Source organism: uncultured Methylibium sp. (assembly GCF_902826655.1).
Taxonomy (GTDB): Bacteria; Pseudomonadota; Gammaproteobacteria; order Burkholderiales; family Burkholderiaceae_C; genus Methylibium.
Map to the genome: position 1 here is coordinate 29,020 of NZ_CADEFR010000015.1, position 18,416 is coordinate 47,435.

Sequence of the window (18,416 nt, forward strand, 5' to 3'; positions counted from 1 at the left end):
AGCATCGTTTGCACTCCCGACCGACCTCCGATGCCGCGCACCGCACTGCCCCGCCCGACCCCGTCCCGAGAGAAGGACCGCCCGCTGGTCGAGGACATCCGCCTGCTGGGTCGCATCCTCGGCGACGTGATCCGCGAGCAGGAAGGCGAAAGCGCCTTCGAGCTGATCGAGCGCATCCGCCGCCTCGCGGTGGCCTACCGCATCAAGCGCGACGCGCCGGCCGGCCGGGCGCTGGACCGGCTGCTGAAGAACCTGTCGGTCGAGCAGGCGGTGTCGGTGGTGCGTGCCTTCAGCTACTTCTCGCACCTGGCCAACCTGGCCGAGGACCGGCACCACGTGCGGCGGCGCGAGCACCACGAGAAGCTCGGCCACGTGCAGCAGGGCTCGCTGGCGATGAGCTTCGAGCGCCTGGCCCGGCGCGGCGTGCGTGCCGCCGACATCGCCGACACGCTGGGCCGCGCCTACCTGTCGCCGGTGCTGACCGCGCACCCGACCGAAGTCCAGCGCAAGAGCATCCTCGACGCCGAGCGGGCCGTGGCGCTGCTGATCGCCGAGCGCGACGCGCTGGCCACCGACCGCGAGCGGCGCGCCAACGAGCAGCTGCTGCGCGCCCGCGTCACGCAGCTCTGGCAGACGCGGCTGCTGCGCACCTCCAAGCTCAGCGTCGCCAACGAGATCGACAACGCGCTGTCCTACTACCAGAGCACCTTCCTGCGCGAGATCCCCAAGCTCTACGCCGAGCTCGAGGCGCAGCTGCCGGGCTTCGAGATCGCGCCCTTCTTCCGCATGGGCAACTGGATCGGCGGCGACCGCGACGGCAACCCGAACGTCACCGCCGAGACGCTGAAGCTCGCGCTGGCGCGCCACTGCGAGACCGCGCTGCGCTTCTACCTGACCGAGGTGCACGAACTGGGCGCGGAGCTGTCGATGTCGGCGCTGCTCGTCGAGGTCACGCCCGAGCTGCGCGCACTGGCCGAGCGTTCGGGCGACCTCAACGAGCACCGCCTCGACGAGCCCTACCGGCGCGCGCTGATCGGCGTCTACGCGCGGCTGGCCGGCACGCTGCAGGCGCTGACCGGCACCGAGGCCTTGCGCCACGCGGTCGCGCCGCAGGCGCCATACGCCGACGCCGCGGCGCTGCTGGCCGACCTGCGCACGGTGGCGGCATCGCTGGCCTCGCACCACGGTGCGGCGCTGGCGGCGACCCGGCTGACGCCGCTGATCCGCGCCGTGCAGGTCTTCGGCTTCTCGCTCGCCACCATCGACCTGCGCCAGAGCTCCGACCAGCACGAGGCCGTGCTCGCCGAACTGCTGGCCGCGGCCCGTATCGAGGCCGACTACGCCGGCCTGCCCGAGGAAGCGAAGATCGCGCTGCTGCTGGGCCTGCTGAACGACGCCCGCGACCTGCAGGTGCGCGGCGCCGCCTACAGCGCGCGCACGCGCGGCGAGCTGGCGATCCTGGAAGCCGCGCGCGAGGGTCGCCTGCGTTTCGGCACGCAGGCGATCCGCCACTGCATCATCAGCCACACCGAGACGGTGTCCGACCTGCTCGAGGTGCTGCTGCTGCAGAAGGAGTGCGGCCTGCTGCATGGCACGCTCGACGGCCAGGGCGAGCTGGCGGCGCGCGCCGACCTGATCGTCGTGCCGCTGTTCGAGACCATCGCCGACCTGCGCCACGCGGCCGGCATCATGCGCGACTACTACGCGCTGCCCGGGATCCTGCCGATGGTGCTGCGCGGCGGGGCCGACCAGTACGGCGAGCAGGACGTCATGCTCGGCTACTCGGACAGCAACAAGGACGGCGGCTTCTTCACCAGCAACTGGGAGCTGTACCGCGCCGAGACGGCGCTGGTCGAACTGTTCGCGCCGCTGGAGCGCACGCACGGCCTGCGGCTGCGGCTGTTCCATGGCCGCGGCGGTACGGTCGGGCGCGGCGGCGGCCCCAGCTACGAGGCCATCCTCGCGCAGCCGCCCGGCACGGTGAACGGCCAGTTGCGGCTCACCGAGCAGGGCGAGGTGATCGCGTCGAAGTACGCCAACCCCGAGATCGGCCGGCGCAACCTCGAGACCCTGGTCGCCGCCACGCTCGAGGCCACGCTGCTGCCGCCGCGCCGCCACGCCTCGAAGGCCTTCCTCGAGGCGGCCGAGGCGCTGTCGGTCTTCAGCATGGCGGCCTACCGCGCACTGGTCTACGACACCGCCGGCTTCGCCGACTACTTCTTCGCCGCGACGCCGATCCGCGAGATCGCCGAGCTGAACATCGGCTCGCGCCCCGCCTCGCGCAAGGCCACCCGCGCGATCGAGGACCTGCGCGCCATCCCCTGGGGCTTCAGCTGGGGCCAGTGCCGCGCCGCGCTGCCGGGCTGGTACGGCTTCGGGTCGGCGGTCGAGCGCTTCCTGGAGGGCGACGCGAAGGTCCGCGAGGCGCGGCTCGCCCTGCTGCGTCGCATGCAGGCCACCTGGCCCTTCTTCGACACGCTGCTGTCCAACATGGACATGGTGCTGGCCAAGAGCGACCTGGCGGTGGCCTCACGCTACGTCGAGCTGGTGCCGGACAAGCGCGTGGCGCGCAAGGTCTTCGCGGCGATCCGCGCCGAGTGGGAGCGCACCCAGCAGGCACTGACGCTGATCACCGGGCGCGCGCATCGGCTGGCCGTCAACCCGTCGCTGGCGCGGTCGATCGAACACCGCCTGCCCTACATCGACCCGCTGAACCACCTGCAGGTCGAGCTGATGCGCCGCTACCGCGCGCAGCAGGGCGGCGGTGAAGCCCATGCGCGCGTGCAGCGCGGCATCCACATGTCGATCAACGGGGTGGCAGCGGGGCTGCGCAACTCGGGCTGAGCGCGGCGGCGTTCAGCGCGCGGAGTCGTGGCTCGGGCCACGCTCGTGCCCATGCTCGTGCTCATGCTCGTGGCCATGCCCCAGCAGCGACAGCAGCGCCGTCGCGGCCAGACCCACGGCCAGCCAGGCCAGCTGCGTGATGGTCTCGCGCCAGGCCAGCCGCCGCTGCAGCTGCGGGATCAGATCGGCCACCGCGACGTAGATGAAGCTGCTGGACGCGACGACCAGCAGGTAGGGCAGGAAGACCTCGAAGGGCTGGATCACGAAGTAGCCGAGCACGCCGCCGGCCACCGCGGCCAGCCCCGACAGCGCGTTGTAGGCCAGCGCCCGCGCCCGCGAGAAGCCGGCGTTGAGCAGCACGATGTAGTCGCCGACCTCCTGCGGGATCTCGTGCGCGATCACCGCCACCGCGGTGGCGACGCCGAGCCGCGCATCGACCAGGAAGGCGGTCGCGATCAGCACGCCGTCGCAGAAGTTGTGGATGCTGTCGCCCATCAGCACGCTCCAGCCGCCGCGGCCGGCCTGCTCGGCGTCGAAGCCGTGGTGGTGGTGGTGGTGCTCGTCGTCGCCTTCGTGGTGGTGGCTGTGGCGGTAGAGCTCGACCTTCTCGAGCAGGAAGAAGAACAGCAGACCGCCCAGCAGCGTGGCGAACAGGGCCTGGGCCGGGGCACCGGTCTCGAAGGCCTCGGGCAGCAGCTTCAGCAGCGCCGTGCCCAGCAGCACGCCGGCCGACAGGCTGACCAGGTGACGCACGATCAGCTTGAGCACGACCAGCGTCAGCCCCGCGGCGATCACGACCGACAGCACGCCGCCGGCCACGGTGGCCAGCACGATCCAGAACAGGGTCCACGTCATGTCGTCGTCTCGGTGCTCGTCAAGAAAAACCGCGCCCCTCGGGGCGCGGTCGGCTCACCGGCAGGCGGTGTCGCTCAGCCGACGCCGTTCGCCTTGAACCAGGCCAGGCAGCGCTTCCAGCCGTCGTCGGCGGCGTCCTTGCGGTAGCTCGGCCGGTAGTCGGCGTGGAAGGCGTGCGGCGCGTCCGGGTAGACCACGAACTCGGACTTCTTCGCCGCCGCGTTGCCTGCCGCCAGCGCCACTTTCATCCTATCAACCGTGTCAAGCGGGATGCCGCCGTCCTTTTCGCCGTACAGGCCCAGCACGGGGCCGTTCAGCGCGCCGGCCACGTCGACCGGGTGCCTGGGCGTGCCGGGCGCCACGTCGCCGACCAGGCGGCCGTACCAGGCCACGCCGGCCTTGACCTTGGGGTTGTGCGCCGCGTACAACCAGGTGATGCGGCCGCCCCAGCAGAAGCCGGTGACGCCGACCCGGCCGGTGTCGCCGCCGTTGGCGCCGGCCCAGGCCAGGGCCGCGTCGAGGTCGGCCATCGTCTCGGCATCGCCCTTCTTCGACACCACCTCCTTGATCAGCGTCGGGATGTCGCTGTAGGCCTTGGCATCGCCCTGGCGCACGAAGAGCTCGGGCGCGATCGCGAGGTAGCCCTGCTTCGCGAAGCGCCGCGCGACATCGGCGAAGTGCTCGTGCACGCCGAAGATCTCGCTGACCACCAGGACGATCGGCAGGCCGGTCTTGCCGTCCTTGGCAACCGCCGGCTGGGCGCGGTAGGCCGGCAGCTTGAAGTCGCCGACCGGCACGCTGACGACCCCGGCCGTGAGTCCGGCGGTGTCGGTGGTGATGGTCTGCGCGCCCACCGGCAGCACCGCGGCCGCGAAGCCGGACCCGACCGTGGTCGCGACGAAGTCGCGGCGGCTGAAGGGCCGCGTCGGGGTCAGGCTGTCGAGGTCTTGCTTCAACATCGCAGGTCTCCACGTCGGATTGAGGTGGGGCGGATTCTAGGAAGGGCACAAGCCCCTGGCTGGCGTGCGGACCTGCCATCGAATGCGGACACAATCCGCGCCATGCCGAGTTCCCCGCCCGTCCCGGCCGATCCGCACGACGGCCTGCTGCTGGCCGCGATCGACATGGGTTCCAACAGCTTCCGGCTCGAGATCGGGCAGCTGGCCCGGGGCCGCTACAAGCGCATCGACTACCTGAAGGAGACGGTCCGCCTGGGCGGCGGGCTCGACGCCGACGGGCGCCTGAACGAGGAAGCGCAACTGCGCGGCCTGGCCTGCCTGGCGCGCTTCGCCTTGCGGCTGCGTGGCTTCGAGGCCTCGCAGATCCGCGCCGTGGCGACGCAGACGCTGCGCGAGGCGCGCAACCGCGATGCCTTCCTGGCGCGTGCGCGCACGGTCCTCGGACATCCGATCGAGGTCGTGTCGGGCCGCGAGGAAGCGCGCCTGATCTTCGCCGGCGTCGCGCGCCTGCAGCCCAGCGAGCGGCCGCGGCTGGTGATCGACATCGGCGGGCGCTCGACCGAGATGATCCTCGGCCAGGGCCGCACGCCGCGCCAGGCCGAGAGCTTCCAGGTCGGCAGCGTCAGCCTGTCGATGCGCTACTTCCCCGACGGCCGATTCACCGCCGAGGCCTTCCGCGCCGCGCAGATCGCCGCCGGCGCCGAACTGGAAGAAGCGCTGCAGCCCTTCGCGCCGGGCCAGTGGGTCGAGGCGCTGGGGGCCTCGGGCACGGTCGGCGCGGTCTCGCAGCTGCTGGCGGCGAACGGCATCAGCGACGGCGTCATCACGCCGGCCGGCCTGCGCTGGTGCATCGGCGCCTGCCTCGAAGCCGGGCACCAGGACGCGCTCGACCTGCCCGGCCTCAAGCCTGAGCGCCGCGCCGTGCTCGGTGGCGGCCTCTCGATCCTGTACACGCTGGCGCTGCAGTTCGGCATCGACGCGCTGCAGCCGGCGCGCGGCGCGCTGCGCCAGGGCGTCATCTTCGACCTGTCCGAGCGTCTGGAGGCGGCGGCCGCACCGGCCCGTCGAGGCGCCGGCCAGGACATGCGCGATGCCTCGGTGCACGAGTTGCAGCGGCGCTTCGGCAGCGACCTCGCACAGGCCGCGCGGGTGCAGCGGCTGGCGCTGTCCCTGTTCCGCAGCACCGGCGCGCCGCGCCCCGGCGGCACCGGCGCGGAGACGACGCGCGAGCTGGGCTGGGCCGCGCTGCTGCACGAGATCGGCATGTCGGTCTCGCACCACGACCACCACCGGCACAGCGCCTACCTCTTGGCACACGTCGATGCGCCGGGCTTCTCGCAGAGCCAGCAGCGGCGCGTGGCGGAACTGGTGCTCGGTCATCGCGGCAGCCTGCGCAAGCTCGACCACACGCTGCAGCAGGAGGCCACGCTGTGGCCCGTGCTGTCGCTGCGGCTGGCCGCGCTGCTGTGTCACGCCCGCAACGACGTGCCGGAGCGCGTCGTCGCGCTCCGCCGCACCGCCCAGGGTGCCCAGCTGCGCATCGCGCGGGGCTGGGCCGACGGCCACCCGCGCACCATGCACCTGCTGGGCGAGGAGGCGCGGGCCTGGGAGCGCTCGGGGCGGATGGCGCTCGCCGTGCTCGGCGACTGATCAGAGCAGGTCCGGCCCCTGCATCGCCTGCAGCACGACCTGCACGCCGGCCTCGCGTTCGCGGTGGCGCAACCACCAGACCGCGCCCTTCTTCACCGACCACGCCTCGGCCGACCCGGCCAGCAGCAGCGCCGCCACCTGGCCGAGCGTCGGCTGGTGTCCGATGACCAGCACCGGCTCGTTCGAGTCGGGCCAGCGCGCCACGGCCAGCAGTTCCTCGACCGAGCCGCCGGGCGCGAGCGCGGCGACGGTCTTGAAGCTGCGCTCGAGCGCCTTCGCGGTCTGCTGGGAGCGCAGTGCCGGGCTGACCAGCACGCGCGTCGTCTGCGCGATCCGGCGGTTCAGCCAGTCGGCCATGCGCTGGGCCTGGCGCTCGCCCTTCGGTGTGAGCGCGCGCTGGGCGTCGGTCTGGCCTTCGCGCAGCAGGTGCGCCTCGGCATGGCGCCACAGGATCAGGTCCATGCCGCGCCCCGCCCGCCGATCAGGCCTTGTAGCGCGCCATCAAGGCCTGCTGCGCGCTCGGCCCCTGCGTGCCGACACGCTCGTAGTGGCCGTCCGACTGCTGCTGCCACGCATCCATGCGGTCGTGCAGGTAGGGCTGCAGGCACTCGTCGATGACGCGCTGGCGCAATGCCGGTTCGCGCACCGGCCAGGCCAGCTCGATGCGGCGCAGCATGTTGCGCGTCATCCAGTCGGCGCTGCTGAGGTAGAGCACCTCGTCCTCGTCGGCCGGACCCCAGCGGAAGTACAGCACGCGCGTGTGCTCGAGGAAGCGGCCGACCACCGAGCGCACCCGCACGCGGTCGGTGATGCCGGGCACGCCCGGCGGCAGCATGCAGGCGCCGCGCACGATCAGGTCGATCTCGACGCCGGCCTGCGAGGCCTCGGCCAGCGCGAACATCAGGGCCTCGTCGGTCAGCGCGTTGAGCTTGGCGACGATGCGGGCCGGCCGGCCGGCCCGCGCGGCCTCGCCGCAGCGCTCGATGAAGTGCAGCATCCGGCGGTGCAGGCTGCTGGGCGCGAGCAGCAGCTGCTTCGGCGCCTTGCCGCGCGTCAGGCTGGCGAGCTGCTGGAACACCAGGTCGGCATCGGCCGTCAGTTCGGCATCGGCGGTCAGGCAGCCGACGTCGGTGTAGAGCCGCGCGGTCCGCGGGTTGTAGTTGCCGGTCGACAGGTGCGCGTAGCGGCGCAGCAGCGGGCCGCGCGGCCCGGCCTCGCGGCGCGTGATCAGCAGCAGCTTGGCGTGCGTCTTCAAGCCGACGATGCCGTAGACCACCTGGGCGCCGACCGCCTCGAGCCGCTCGGCCCAGTTGATGTTGGCCTCCTCGTCGAAGCGCGCCTTCAGCTCGACGACGCACATGACCTCCTTGCCGCGCCGCGCCGCCTCGAGCAGCAGGTCCATCAGCACCGACTGGGCGCCGGTGCGGTAGATCGTCTGCTTGATCGCCAGCACGTCGGGGTCGTGCACCGCCTCGCGCAGCAGCTGGACCACCGGCTCGAAGCTCTCGAACGGGTGGTGCAGCAGCACGTCGCCCTGGCGCAGGCGCTCGAACACGCTGCCGCCGTTGCCCGGCCCGCGCGGCAGCGTGGCCGGCCAGGCGGCCTCGTGGCGCGGGAAGCGCAGCGCATCGGCCTCGGCCTGGTCGATCAGCTGGTTGAGCCGCACCAGGTTCACCGGCCCGTTGACGCGGTACAGCGCCGCATCGGGCAGGTCGAACTGCTGCAGGAGGAACTCGCTCAGCTCCTCGGGGCAGCTGCTGACGACTTCGAGGCGGATCGCCTGGCCGAAGTGGCGCGTGCTCAGCGACGACCGCAGGGCCTGGCGCAGGTTGGTGATGTCGTCCTCGTCGACGTCGAGGTCCGAGTCGCGCGTGACGCGGAACTGCGAGAAGGCCTCGACCGTGCGGCCCGGGAACAGCTCGCCGAGGTGAGCGCGGATCACGCTGGACAGCATCACGAAGGCCTGCCGCCCCGGCGCCAGCGGCTCGGGCAGGCGAATCACCCGCGGCAGCACGCGCGGCACCTTGACGATGGCGATCGAGTTGTCGCGCCCGAAGGCGTCGCGCCCGCCGAGCTTGACGATGAAGTTCAGCGACTTGTTGGCGACCTGCGGGAACGGGTGCGCCGGGTCCAGCCCGACCGGCACCAGCAGCGGCCGCACCTGCTTCTGGAAGAAGCCGTCGACCCAGCGGCGCTGGGCCTCGTCGCGCTCGGCGTGGTTCAGCACGACCAGGCCTTCGCGCTGCAGCGCCGGCATCACCACCTCGTTGAAGGCGCGGTACTGGTCGTCGATCAGCGCATGCGCGGCCGCGGCCACCTCGCCCATCTCGCGCGCGGTGATGCCCGAGCCGGGCAGGCGCGAGGCCTCCAGGTAGTCGGCGAAGCGCACCTCGAAGAACTCGTCCATGTTGGACGAGACGATGCAGACGTAGCGCAGCCGCTCCAGCAGCGGCACGTCCTCGCGCAGCGCCTGGGCCAGCACGCGGCGGTTGAATTCCAGGATGGCCTGCTCGCGGTTGAGCAGCAGGGGCCGCCGGGAAGCCGGACTCGGCTCGGCGGGCGTCGGGAGGGCGCTCATTTCCAGAGTCTAGGCATGCGCCATGGCGACTTCGTGACAAGCCCCGGCGCGCCAGAAAGAAAAAACGCCGGGACCGCTACGGCGGCCCCGGCGTCGGCGCTGTCCGGGCGAGCCCGGACAACGGTGCGGACGCTCAGAAATCGTGCTTGATGCCGACGTTGATGATCGACGCCTTCTGGCCGGCCGGCGTGCCACCCGCGGCGATGCTGGTCTCGGCACCGGCGTTGATGTCGCGATCGACGTGCACGAACTGCCCGTAGAGCACCGTGCGCTTGGACAACGAGTGGTCGTTGCTCAGCACGATCGAACGGGTCGTGCCGTCCGCGATGCCCTTGTTCTTGCCCTGGTAGAGGGCCAGGGTGGCCGAGTTCGCCGGGCTCCAGCGCCAGTCGGCACCGACGCCGAAGTTGTCGACCTTGTCGGTCGGCACGCCCGGGGACTCGTATTCGGCCTTGGCGAACAGGCCCTTGATCGTGAAGTCACCCAGCGGCACGGCCAGGCCGACGCCGAGGCGCTTGGTCTCGTCGTCCGCACCGACACCGAGGCCGCGGATGGTCTGGTACGAGAACGACACGACGACCGGGCCGCTGTAGCTCAGGCCCAGCGAGATCGTGCGGCCGGCCGAGTTGTCGCCCGCCACTTCGCCGAAGCCGTAGGCCACGCCCAGGTTCACCGGGCCGAACGAGTTGCTGTACGACACCAGGTTGCTGGTGAAGATGCCCAGGCCGTTGTTCGGACCGACATCGTTGCCCGCCGGCGCCTGCGTCAGCGCGTAGGGCAGCAGCATCGAGTACGACTCCTTGTAGCCGCGCGGGTCGGTGCCCAGCTCGGCGATGATCGCCGGGCTGTACTGACGACCCAGCAGCACGGTGCCGAAGCCGCCCGACAGGCCGACGTTGGCCTGACGGCCGAAGGCGCTGCTGATGCTGCCCAGGCCGCGGCTGCCACCGGTGTCGCCGCCGAAATCGCTTTCGAGGTTGAACACGGCCTTCAGGCCGTTGCCGAGGTCCTCGCTGCCGCGCATGCCCCAGATGCTGGGCAGGATGCCGCCGTTCTTGAGCTCGGACAGCGAGTCGCCGGCCGGGTTGACCTTGTTCGTGAACTGAAAGCCGACGTCGAGCCGGCCGAAGAGCGTCACGTTCTGAGCCTGCGCCGCACCGGCGGTCGCCGCCAGAACGGCTACGCCGATCAGCGAACGTCGAACCAGGCTGCGAGCTGGATACCTTGTCGTCATGGTGTCTCCTCGTTGTGGATGGTGTGAGTCTCGGGTTCTGTGCACATGTCCGCGACCAAAGCCGCGACGCGAGTGGCGCAATCGCTATGCCAGTCGATGCCGCTCTTCGCGCCGCCGCCGGTCTGCGCCGCAATGGCGCAGGCAGACGGCTCCGGAAAGTCTGGGGCAATGGTCTCGCCAGGCGAACCGAGGGATTCCACGGAGAAACAACAGTCCCGGTTGTCCCCGCTGGGCATGACACAGTGCCGTTACGTTGTCACACAGTGCCCTGTCGGTGGAGCACGCCGGCCAGGGTGCGAACCGCGCGCTCAGGCTGTCTCGGTCCTGACGGCCGTCACCGCGACGGCCCCCGCCTCGGCGTCGTCGCTGTCTGGCAACGACGCCCGGGCGGTCCGTGCCGACGAGGCCCGCCCGCTCCAGTCGACGATCTCCAGGCGGCCGTCGGCGTGTTCGACCAAGGCCGTCAGGCTCTCGACCCAGTCGCCGTCGTTGGCGTAGAGGATGCCGTCGATCTCGCGCAGCTCGGCGTGGTGGATGTGGCCGCAGACGACGCCCTGCACACCACGCTTGCGGGCCTCGCGCGCCACCGCCTGCTCGAAGTCGCCGATGAAGCTGACCGCGCGCTTGACCTTGAGCTTCAGGTACTTCGACAGGCTCCAGTACGGCAGCCCGACGCGCGCCCGCAGCGAGTTGAACCAGCGGTTCAGCCGCAGCGTGAACTCGTAGGCCGCGTCGCCGACGTGCGCCAGCCAGGGCGCGCACTGGATCACGCCGTCGAAGTGGTCGCCGTGGGTGATCCACAGGCGCCGGCCGTCGGCCGTGACGTGGATGCAGTCGGGGACGACCTCGATGCCGCCGAAGTTGTGGCCCAGGTACTTGCGCGCGAACTCGTCGTGGTTGCCGGGCACGAAGACCACGCGCGTGCCCTTGCGCGCCTTGCGCAGCAGCTTCTGCACGACGTCGTTGTGCGCCTGCGGCCAGTACCAGCTGCGCCGCAGCTGCCAGCCGTCGATGATGTCGCCGACCAGGTAGAGATGCCGGCTCTCGACCGACTTCAGGAAGTCGAGCAGCGCATGCGCCTGGCAGCCCGGCGTGCCCAGGTGCAGGTCGGAGATCCAGACGCTGCGCACCGCCAGCCGTGCCGGGGCCGGCGCCCCGTCGTCGACCGGCGGTCGCGCCACGACCGGCAGGCCGGCGAAGAGGTCCTCGCCCCCCCGCGAACGCGGGGGTCGGCTGGCCCGGGCCATGAACGAAGCTGCATTCCACGTCATGGCCCGCCAGCATGACGGGCGTCGATGACGCCCGAGCGTCGGCCCCGCGTCGACGCGATGACAGCGGGCCTTCGCATGCGGCGCGAGCCCGCGTCAAGTCTGCGTAACACCGCTGGTGTGCGGCTGCCGCGCTTCCTTAGACTCTGCGTGCGTTTTTCACGCTGCGCTCGATCTTCTTGGGAACCGGGCCACAGAGCCCCGTGCGCATCCGTCGCGGCCACAAGCCGCCCCGTGTTTCGTCCAGGAGACCTTCCGATGAAGAGGCAAAGTAGTTCCCGATGGAGCGGCCCGGCCCTGTGGCTGGCGCTCGGTGCCTTGTGCGCCACGAGCGGAGCGGCCGCGCAGGCGGCTCCCGAAGCCCAGGCTGTCGAAGCCTTCGGCGGCCAGAAGGTGATGCGCGACCCGGCCACCGGCCAGTTGCGCCATGCCGAGCACGACGAGGCCCAGCCGGCCGCCGCCAACGCGCGCAGCGCCGTGTCGGGCGCCCAGCAGCGGCGCGCCCAGACGCTGCAGCGCTTCCGCGAGATGACGGCCGTGACGGCGCCCTCCGGCGCGCGCGGCCAGAGGCTCGACACCAGCTTCCTCAACTTCAGCGTCGCACGGCGCAACGCCGATGGCAGCCTGACGCAGGACTGCGTGGTGGGAGAGGACGCCGCGAGCACGGCGATGAGCGCCCCGGCATCGACCGCCAAGCAGAAGGAGGCCGGCCATGCGCACTGACCTCCTCAAGCACCTCGGGCGCGGCCTGCTGGCGGTGGCCGCCGCGTCCTGCCTGACACTGGCCCACGGCCGCAGCCCGGGCCCGGCCGTGATCCAGATCGTCAACGGCAACGAACCCGGCATCGGCTTCAACGATCCGTCGCCGGCGCTGCCGGTCGGTGGCAACACCGCCGCCACCGTGGGTGGCCAGCGGCTCGCGGTGTTCCAGTACGCCGCCAACCTGTGGGGCACGAAGCTCAAGTCGGACGTGCCGATCACGATCCTGTCGACCTTCGAACCCCTGCCCTGCACCGCCACCGGTGCGACGCTGGGCGCGGCCGGCGCGATCAGCGTCTGGAGCGACTTCCCGGGCGCCGAGAAGCCCGGCACCTGGTACTCGTCGGCACTGGCCAACAAGCTGGCCGGCGAGGACATCGACCCGGTGCCGTCGCCGACCGGCGACGACCTCGACATCGTGGCCTTCTTCAACTCGGACCTGGGCCAGCCCGACTGCCTGGCGGGATCGGGCTTCTACCTGGGCCTCGACGGCCTGGCGCCGGCCGGTCAGATCGACCTGCTGACGACCATCCTGCACGAGTTCGGCCACGGGCTGGGCTTCCAGACCTTCACGAGCGGGCGCACCGGCAACCAGCTGGCCGGCCAGCCGTCGATCTGGGATCACTACCTCTACGACCCGGCGCAGAACAAGACCTGGGTGAAGATGACGGCCGCCGAGCGCGCCACGTCGGGCATCACGCCGCGCAACCTGCAGTGGTACGGCAACACGGTCATCGGCAAGGCCGCCGCCGTGCTGGACCGCGGCACGCCGGAGCTGTTCCTGACCGGGCCGGGACTCGACCGCAACGTGCTGATCGGCACGGCGCTGTTCGGACCCCAGATCGACAGCCGGGACGACCAGCTCAGCGCGCAGATCGGCCAGGTGGTCGACCAGGTCAACGGCACCGGCCTCGCCTGCACGCCGCTGAGCGCGGCCAACGCGGCGGCGGTGCGCGGCAAGATCGCGCTGGTCGATCGCGGCACCTGCGGCTTCACCGTCAAGGTGAAGAACGCGCAGGATGCCGGCGCGCGCGCGGTGATCGTGTCCGACAACGTCCCCGGCGGCCCACCGCCGGACCTGGGCGGCGTCGACCCCACGATCACGATCCCGGCCGTGCGTGTCTCGCTCGAGGACGGGACCGCCCTCAAGGCGTCGCTCGCCACGCCCAGCAAGTTCGGCAACTACGGCGTGCTGTCCTTCAACACGCAGAAGCTCGCCGGGGCCGACTACGGGAAGCGCGTCTTCATGTTCACGCCCAACCCCTTCCAGCAGGGCTCGTCGGTGTCGCACTTCGACACCTCGGCCAAGCCCAACCTGCTGATGGAGCCCTTCCTGAACGCCGGCCAGCCGATCGCTGTCTCGGCACCCAAGGACCTGACGTTCGAGCTGCTGAAGGACATCGGCTGGTAAGCCGAGCCTCGCAGCCTCGTGGCGAGCCCGGCTTCGGCCGGGCTTTTTCTTGCTTGTCTGCGCCTCAGCGCGGGTCGGGCACCGTGCGTCGCATCATGTCGACCCACAGGTCCGCCGACGATCGCGTCACGTGGCTGCCGTCGAAGTAGATCGGCCGGCCGTCGACCTGCACCGCGCAACGCCCGGTGCCGCACAGCAGCGCCGACGGCGAGAAGCTGCCGGCCAGCGAGGCCCGGTTCTTCTCCAGCGCGGCCAGGAAGACGGCGTGGTCGGCGCGGTAGCGCTCGGGCGTGATCACCAGATCCGGCACCTCGCGGCCGAGCGCGGCACGGGCCAGCGCCTGCGGCACGCTCTGCAAGGCGCCGGGCACCGGCTCCCAGACGTAGACGCGGCGACCGCCCGCATGCAGCGCCTGGACCGTGGCCGCGAAGCGCGCGTCGAACAGCGACAGCGAGGCCGGCAGCGACGGCGCCGTGTCGGCCGTCGGCACCAGGCGCCCTTCGGCCGCCTGCAGCCAGGCCGACACCAGCACCACCGAGTCGACCTCGGGCCGGCGCTCCAGCAGGCCGGCCATCGCCTCGTTGAAGTCGTGGCACTGGCTCTGATCCTTGAAGACATGCACACCGCGGATCGGCGGGCAGGAGTTGCGGAACATGAACAGCCCCGCCTCGCCGCGCGACGCCAGCCAGCGGTCGAAGGCGCCGTGCGCGGCCCAGGCGTGCGAGTCGCCGTAGACCAGCCAGCGCGGAGCCGGACCGGGCGCGCCGATGCGGCACGGCTCGACGGGACCGCGGCGGTTGGAGAACTCGCAGTCGGCCAGCGGCGGCGAGCGGTCCTCGGCGAACGCGGCGAGCCGCGCCACCTCGGCCGGAAAGCGCTGCGGCAGACCGCCGGTGCGCCACACCAAGCCGAAGCCGAGCAGCGTCAGCGCGAACGCCACGCCGTAGCCGACCAGCACGCCGCGCTCGCGCGCCAGGACGCGACGCTGACGCACCGGCTGCTCGATCGCGTGGTAGATCGCTGCCGCCGCGGCGACAGCCAGCGCGAACATCGCGAAGCGCAGGCCCCAGCCGTACTGCTCGCCGTACCAGCGCGAGGCGAAGACGTTGATCGGCCAGTGGACGAGGTAGAGCGGGTAGGAGATCTTGCCCACATAGCTCATGACCGGCAGGCTCAGCAGCCGCGAGGCCAGCGTGGCCTCGTTGCGACCGGCCAGCAGCAGGCCCATGCCGCCCAGCACCGGCAGCAGCGCGAACCAGCCCGGGAAGCGGGTCTGCTCGTCGTAGGCGACGATCGCCGCGACGATGAGCGCCGCACCGCCCCAGCCCAGCGCCTCGTCGATGCGCCGATGCGGGCGCCAGCGCTCCGTCAGCAGCAGCGTGAACGCCCCCGCGAGCAGCTCCCAGGCGCGCGTCGGCAACAGGTAGAAGGTGGCCTCGGGGCGCGACGCGACGAAGGCCAGGTTCAAGGCGAAGGACACCAACAGCACCGCCGCGAGGACCGTCCAGAACCAGCGCCGCAGCCAGCGGTGCACGGCGATCAGCAGCAGGGGGTACAGCAGGTAGAACTGCTCCTCCACCGCCAGCGACCACATGTGCAGCAGGAAGATGTTGTCGGCCCCGAGGCCGAAGTAGTTGACGTTCTTCCAGTAGTAGATGTTGGCGACGTAGAACTGGGAGGCCAGCGCCTGGCGCACCAGTTCCAGGAAGTCGGCCGGCAGCAGGTCCAGCGCGCCGACCGCCAGGGTCAGCGCCAGCGTGACCAGCAGCGCCGGCGCGAGGCGCCGCACGCGGTGGGTGTAGAACTGCCCGAGCCGGAACGAACCCTCGTCGAGCTGGCGCCGGATGATCCCGGTGATCAGGAAGCCGGAGATCACGAAGAACACGTCGACGCCGATGAAGCCGGCCTTGCCGGCCACCAGCAGCTCGAAGTGGAAGACCAGCACCAGCAGCACGGCGATGGCGCGCACGCCATCGATGTCGCTGCGGTAGCCGGCGGCGGCCTGCGGGGTCGCGGCCGCCACCTCAGTGCGCCTCGTCCCAGTTCGCTCCCACGCCCACCTCGGCCAGCAGCGGCACCTTCAGCTGCGCGACACCGGCCATCAGCCGCGGCACCTCGGCGCGCGCCCAGTCGAGCTCGGCCTCGGGCACCTCGAACACCAGTTCGTCGTGCACCTGCATGATCATCCGCGTCCGGCGCCGCTCGGCGTCGAGCGTGCGCTGCACCGCGATCATCGCCAGCTTGATCAGGTCGGCCGCGGTGCCCTGCATCGGCGCGTTGATCGCCTGGCGCTCGGCGCCGGTGCGGCGCGGGCCGTTGCCGCCGTTGATCTCGGGCAGATAGATGCGCCGGCCGAAGTAGGTCTCGACATAGCCCTGCTCCCTGGCCGAGGCGCGCGTCTCGTCCATGTAGCGCTTGACGCCGGCGAAGCGCGCGAAGTAGCGATCGATGTAGTCCTTCGCCGCCTTCTGCTCGATGCCCAGGTTGCTGGCCAGGCCGAAGGCGCCCATGCCGTAGATCAGGCCGAAGTTGATCACCTTGGCATAGCGACGCTGCTCGCTGCTCACGTCGGTGACCGGCACGCCGAAGACTTCGCTCGCGGTGGCGCGGTGCACGTCCAGGCCTTCGGCGAAGGCCTTCAGCAGGCCCGGGTCCTCGGAGATGTGGGCCATGATGCGCAGCTCGATCTGCGAGTAGTCGGCGCTCAGGATCACGTGCCCGGGCGGGGCGATGAAGGCCTCGCGCACGCGCCGGCCTTCGGCGGTGCGAATCGGGATGTTCTGCAGGTTGGGGTCGTTGCTGGCCAGCCGGCCCGTCACCGCCACCGCCTGCGCGTAGTTGGTGTGCACGCGGCCGGTGGCGGGGTTCACCATCTGCGGCAGCTTGTCGGTGTAGGTGCCCTTGAGCTTGGCGAGGCCGCGGTACTCCAGCAGCTTGGCCGGCAGCGGGTAGTCGGCGGCCAGTTCGTCGAGCACCTCCTCGTCGGTGCTGGGCGCGCCGCTGGCGGTCTTCTTCTTCACCGGCAGGCCCAGCTTGACGAAGAGGATCTCGCCGATCTGCTTGGGGCTGCCCAGGTTGAAGGGCTGGCCGGCCAGCGCATGCGCCTCCTGCTCCAGCGCGACCATGCGCTCGGCCAGCTCCTGGCTCAGCCGGGCGAGGTGGGCGCTGTCGATCAGCACGCCGTGGCGTTCGATGCGCAGCAGCGTCTCCGAGGCCGGCATCTCGATCTGCTCGTAGACGAAGCGCAGCTTCGGCTCGGCCTCGAGCTGCGGCCACAGCACCTGGTGCACGTGCAGCGTCATGTCGCTGTCCTCGCCCGAGTACTCGGTCGCGCGCGTCAGCTCGACCTGGGCGAAGGGAATCTGCTGCGCGCCCTTGCCGGCCACGTCCTCGTAGCTGAGGCCCCTGCGGTCGAGGTGGCGACTGGCCAGGCTCTCCAGGTTGTGCGGCTTGTGGGCCTCGAGCACGTAGCTCTGCAGCATCGTGTCGTGCAGGTAGCCGCGCGCCAGGATGCCGTGGTTGGCGAACACATGCTCGTCGTACTTGATGTGCTGCCCGACCTTGGCGCGCGAGGCGTCCTCGAGCCAGGGCTTCAGCGCAGCCAGTACGTCGTCGAGCGGCAGCTGCTCGGGCGCGCCCGGATAGGTGTGGGTCAGCGGGATGTAGCAGGCCTCGCCCGGCTGCAGGCTGAAGCTCAGGCCGACGATGCGGGCGCGCACCGCCTCGAGCGAGTCGGTCTCGGTGTCGAGTGCGACCAGCTCCGCGGCTTCGATGCGCGCGCGCCAGGACTCGAAGGCGTCGCGCGTCAGCACCGTCTCGTAGTGCTTGTCGGTCGGCGTCGCGACCGCGGGCGCGTCGGCGGCCGGCGCGGCGCTGGCGGCGACCGGTGACGCGGCCGGCGCGGCAGCGGGCGCGACGCCCAGCGCCTCTTCCATCTCGCGCTTCCATTCGCGGAAGGCGTGGCGCGTGTAGAAGGCCAGCAGTGCCTCGCGGTCCGGTTCGCGCCAGCCCAGCGCGTCCCAGGCCGCGGGGGCATCCCAGCCCGGCAGCGGGCCGGACAGGTCGCAATCGGTCTTGACGGTCACCAGCTTGCGCCCCATCGGCAGCCAGTCGAGCGCCTTGCGCAGGTTCTCGCCGGCGACGCCCTTGATGCCGTCGGCCGCCGCGATCACGCCGTCGAGCGAGCCGTGCTCGGCGATCCACTTCGCCGCGGTCTTGGGGCCGACCTTGTCGACGCCGGGCACGTTGTCGACCGTGTCACCGACCAGGGTCAGGTAGTCGACGATTGCGGACGGCGGAACGCCGAACTTCTCCTGCACGCCGGCCGGGTCCAGGCTCTCGTTGGACATGGTGTTGATCAGCGTGACCTGCGCATCCACCAGCTGCGCCAGGTCCTTGTCGCCGGTGGAGATCAGCACGCGCTGGCCGCGCGCCGCCGCGGCCCGGGCCAGCGTGCCGATCACGTCGTCGGCCTCGATGCCGGGCACTTCCAGCACCGGCCAGCCAAGCAGCTTGACGACTTCGTGGATCGGCGCGATCTGCTTCGCCAGGTCTTCGGGCATCGACGCGCGGTTGGCCTTGTACTCGGGGTACCAGTCGTCGCGGAAGGTCTTGCCCTTGGCATCGAAGACGCAGGCCGCATGCGCCGACGGGAACTGCTCGCGCAGCTTCTTCAGCATCGCGACCATGCCGCGCAGCGCGCCGGTCGGTTCGCCGGCCGGATTGCGCAGGTCGGGCAGCGCGTGGTACGCGCGGTAGAGGTAGCTGGACCCATCGACCAGCAGCAAACGGGCTTCGTTGCTCATGGGGCCATTGTGGCGGCAGGGAGGCCACGCCCGCCGCGAGGGGACGCCCCTCT

12 protein-coding genes are annotated in these 18,416 nt (G+C 71.2%); 4 read left to right on the forward strand and 8 right to left on the reverse strand.

From position 1 onward, the window contains the following. The first annotated feature begins 30 nt into the window (after nt 1-30). A complete protein-coding gene (gene ppc, locus QZV97_RS08655; protein WP_295641210.1) occupies nt 31-2,844 on the forward strand; it encodes a phosphoenolpyruvate carboxylase in 2,814 nt (937 codons plus the stop codon). 12 nt (nt 2,845-2,856) lie between these two features. Here ppc and QZV97_RS08660 read toward each other — a convergent pair whose 3' ends face one another. Both QZV97_RS08660 and QZV97_RS08665 read right to left on the reverse strand, forming a co-directional pair. Then, complete coding sequence (locus QZV97_RS08660) at nt 2,857-3,699, reverse strand: ZIP family metal transporter (protein ID WP_295641212.1); 843 nt, start codon at nt 3,697-3,699, stop codon at nt 2,857-2,859. A gap of 74 nt (nt 3,700-3,773) precedes the next feature. Next, nucleotides 3,774-4,658, reverse strand: a complete 885-nt coding sequence (locus QZV97_RS08665; RefSeq protein ID WP_295641214.1) for a dienelactone hydrolase family protein — start codon at nt 4,656-4,658, stop codon at nt 3,774-3,776. Nucleotides 4,659-4,760: 102 nt separating this feature from the next. Here QZV97_RS08665 and QZV97_RS08670 point away from each other — a divergent pair, with 102 nt between their 5' ends. Next, nucleotides 4,761-6,308 carry a Ppx/GppA phosphatase family protein gene (locus tag QZV97_RS08670; RefSeq protein WP_295641216.1) on the forward strand — a complete coding sequence of 516 codons (1,548 nt, stop codon included), beginning with the start codon at nt 4,761-4,763 and terminating at the stop codon, nt 6,306-6,308. On the opposite strand, the gene sixA is transcribed toward QZV97_RS08670, so the two are convergent. The 4 genes from sixA to QZV97_RS08690 all read right to left on the reverse strand — a co-directional run bounded on the left by sixA (nt 6,309) and on the right by QZV97_RS08690 (nt 11,391). Continuing rightward, nucleotides 6,309-6,770: a phosphohistidine phosphatase SixA gene (gene sixA / locus QZV97_RS08675; protein WP_295641218.1), complete on the reverse strand. Its 462-nt coding sequence runs from the start codon at nt 6,768-6,770 to the stop codon at nt 6,309-6,311. Between the two features lie 19 nt (nt 6,771-6,789). Then, nucleotides 6,790-8,886: a polyphosphate kinase 1 gene (gene ppk1 / locus QZV97_RS08680; protein WP_295641220.1), complete on the reverse strand. Its 2,097-nt coding sequence runs from the start codon at nt 8,884-8,886 to the stop codon at nt 6,790-6,792. Between the two features lie 133 nt (nt 8,887-9,019). Beyond that, on the reverse strand, nt 9,020-10,120 hold the full coding sequence (locus QZV97_RS08685; RefSeq protein ID WP_295641222.1) for a porin: 1,101 nt from the start codon (nt 10,118-10,120) through the stop codon (nt 9,020-9,022). Between the two features lie 308 nt (nt 10,121-10,428). Next, nucleotides 10,429-11,391 (reverse strand): UDP-2,3-diacylglucosamine diphosphatase, encoded by a 963-nt coding sequence (locus tag QZV97_RS08690; protein ID WP_295641224.1) that lies wholly within the window; start codon nt 11,389-11,391, stop codon nt 10,429-10,431. Nucleotides 11,392-11,646: 255 nt separating this feature from the next. Here QZV97_RS08690 and QZV97_RS08695 point away from each other — a divergent pair, with 255 nt between their 5' ends. Together QZV97_RS08695 and QZV97_RS08700 are read left to right on the forward strand one after the other, a co-directional pair. Further along, nucleotides 11,647-12,111 (forward strand): hypothetical protein, encoded by a 465-nt coding sequence (locus QZV97_RS08695; protein ID WP_295641226.1) that lies wholly within the window; start codon nt 11,647-11,649, stop codon nt 12,109-12,111. Then, entirely contained in the window at nt 12,101-13,558 is a 1,458-nt protein-coding gene (locus QZV97_RS08700) for a PA domain-containing protein (protein ID WP_295641228.1), read from the forward strand. The genes QZV97_RS08695 and QZV97_RS08700 overlap by 11 nt, the downstream gene beginning before the upstream one ends. Before the next feature lie 64 nt (nt 13,559-13,622). On the opposite strand, the gene QZV97_RS08705 is transcribed toward QZV97_RS08700, so the two are convergent. Beyond that, the gene (locus QZV97_RS08705; protein ID WP_295641230.1) at nt 13,623-15,581 is read right to left on the reverse strand and encodes an acyltransferase family protein; all 1,959 of its coding nucleotides are present in this window, start codon (nt 15,579-15,581) and stop codon (nt 13,623-13,625) included. 1 nt (nt 15,582) lies between these two features. Then, nucleotides 15,583-18,363: a DNA polymerase I gene (gene polA / locus QZV97_RS08710; protein WP_295641232.1), complete on the reverse strand. Its 2,781-nt coding sequence runs from the start codon at nt 18,361-18,363 to the stop codon at nt 15,583-15,585. Nucleotides 18,364-18,416 lie beyond the last annotated feature (53 nt).

Coding starts and splice junctions, on each gene's coding strand:
- QZV97_RS08690 (WP_295641224.1), bottom strand. CDS start 11,391: ATGACGTGGAATGCAGCTTCGTTCATGGCCCGGGCCAGCCGACCCCCG.
- ppk1 (WP_295641220.1), bottom strand. CDS start 8,886: ATGAGCGCCCTCCCGACGCCCGCCGAGCCGAGTCCGGCTTCCCGGCGG.
- sixA (WP_295641218.1), bottom strand. CDS start 6,770: ATGGACCTGATCCTGTGGCGCCATGCCGAGGCGCACCTGCTGCGCGAA.
- QZV97_RS08685 (WP_295641222.1), bottom strand. CDS start 10,120: ATGACGACAAGGTATCCAGCTCGCAGCCTGGTTCGACGTTCGCTGATC.
- QZV97_RS08700 (WP_295641228.1), top strand. CDS start 12,101: ATGCGCACTGACCTCCTCAAGCACCTCGGGCGCGGCCTGCTGGCGGTG.
- ppc (WP_295641210.1), top strand. CDS start 31: ATGCCGCGCACCGCACTGCCCCGCCCGACCCCGTCCCGAGAGAAGGAC.
- QZV97_RS08660 (WP_295641212.1), bottom strand. CDS start 3,699: ATGACGTGGACCCTGTTCTGGATCGTGCTGGCCACCGTGGCCGGCGGC.
- QZV97_RS08670 (WP_295641216.1), top strand. CDS start 4,761: ATGCCGAGTTCCCCGCCCGTCCCGGCCGATCCGCACGACGGCCTGCTG.
- polA (WP_295641232.1), bottom strand. CDS start 18,363: ATGAGCAACGAAGCCCGTTTGCTGCTGGTCGATGGGTCCAGCTACCTC.
- QZV97_RS08695 (WP_295641226.1), top strand. CDS start 11,647: ATGAAGAGGCAAAGTAGTTCCCGATGGAGCGGCCCGGCCCTGTGGCTG.
- QZV97_RS08665 (WP_295641214.1), bottom strand. CDS start 4,658: ATGTTGAAGCAAGACCTCGACAGCCTGACCCCGACGCGGCCCTTCAGC.